The organism is Angustibacter peucedani, assembly GCF_054779595.1.
The window spans coordinates 1-1221 of sequence record NZ_BAAGXY010000193.1 but is presented as its reverse complement, the minus strand read 5'-3'; the positions used below and the strand labels follow the sequence as shown (position 1 = coordinate 1221).

At 71.9% G+C, this 1221-nt stretch carries 1 protein-coding gene; it reads right to left on the bottom strand.

Annotated features, from left to right (window positions below):
* The coding region (locus tag ACYVJ4_RS18840; RefSeq protein WP_460461560.1) for a S1 family peptidase at positions 1 to 975 on the bottom strand (975 nt) is incomplete at its 3' end.
* Positions 976 to 1221 lie beyond the last annotated feature (246 nt).

The window sequence follows — 1221 nt, the reverse complement described above, 5'->3', positions numbered from 1 at the left end:
GCCGGAGGTGCCGGTCCAGCTCGCCGCACCGGACTCGAAGCCGGCGTTCTGCAGCAGGTTCGCGCCCGGGGTCGGGGTGGGCGTGGGCGTCGGGGTCGACGTCCCGCCCGGCTTGGTCAGCAGGCACCCGGCCCTCGTCAGGTCGATGGTGCGCGTCGACGACAGGCAGGTGGTGAACCAGTAGGTCTGCTGGCCGTAGCTCTGGCCCTTGGTGGCTGTGGTCGTGCCGTCGGCGGCCACCTCGCAGGGGTTGTTGACCGTGCACATCGCCCCGTCGTCGTTGCCCGTGTTGTTGATGCCGACGACCTGCCCGGAGGCCGCGTCGAGGATCGGCGACCCCGACGTCCCGTGGATCGTGGTGCAGCCCAGGTCGTAGCGCAGCGAGTCGTGCCAGGTCCACTCACCCTCGCGCAGCGTCGGCACGAAGCCGTTGACCTGGCAGGTCCAGGTGCGCTTCCAGTAGGACGACGGGATGACGATGCTCGAGCCGTCGGCCGGGTGGCTGGCCGAGATGGTCAGCGCGGTGCTGCCGTACCGCGAGCTGATGGCCGCGAAGGTGTCGGTGAGCCGGTACAGCGCCACGTCGTCGCCGGTCATGGTGGCGTAGAGCAGGCGGTCGGCCCGCACGGTGCCGAGGCTGGTGCCGCTGGCGTCGAGCAGCTGGCCGCTGCGCGAGCTGGCGCGGTCGACGAGCACCTCGTCGGCGCCCGGCATGCCGTTCTCGTAGCAGTGCCCGTTGGTGAGCAGCATCGCGCGGTCGGTCGACACGGACGACGGGAAGCGCACGAGCGCACCGCTGCAGTTGTCGAGCTTGATGGTGGCGGCGTAGCCGTTGGTGGCTGCGAGGTGCGGCGTGGCCGCGGCGGCCGCGGCAGGCGCGGCGGTGGTGCCGGACGCGAGGGCGGCGGCGGCGACGGCGGCGGCGAGCGCGGCGGCCAGCCGCGGGATCGCCGCGGGGACGTGGACCTGACGCATGGAAGGACTCCCGAGAGGTGGTGGGGACAGGCAGGACGAGCCGGCCCGGTCACCTGGTGGGGTGACCGGGCCGGCCGGTGGAGCTGCGATCAGCCGCGGGTGCTCAGCTGGTCAGCGACGTGTCGTCGACGACCCAGCTGGTCTGCAGCGACGAGTCCTCGGTGTCGGTGAAGCGCACCGTGATCGTCTTGCCCTTGTAGGCGCTCAGGTCGAACGTCTTCTGGGCGTACGTGCTGCTGGTGCCCA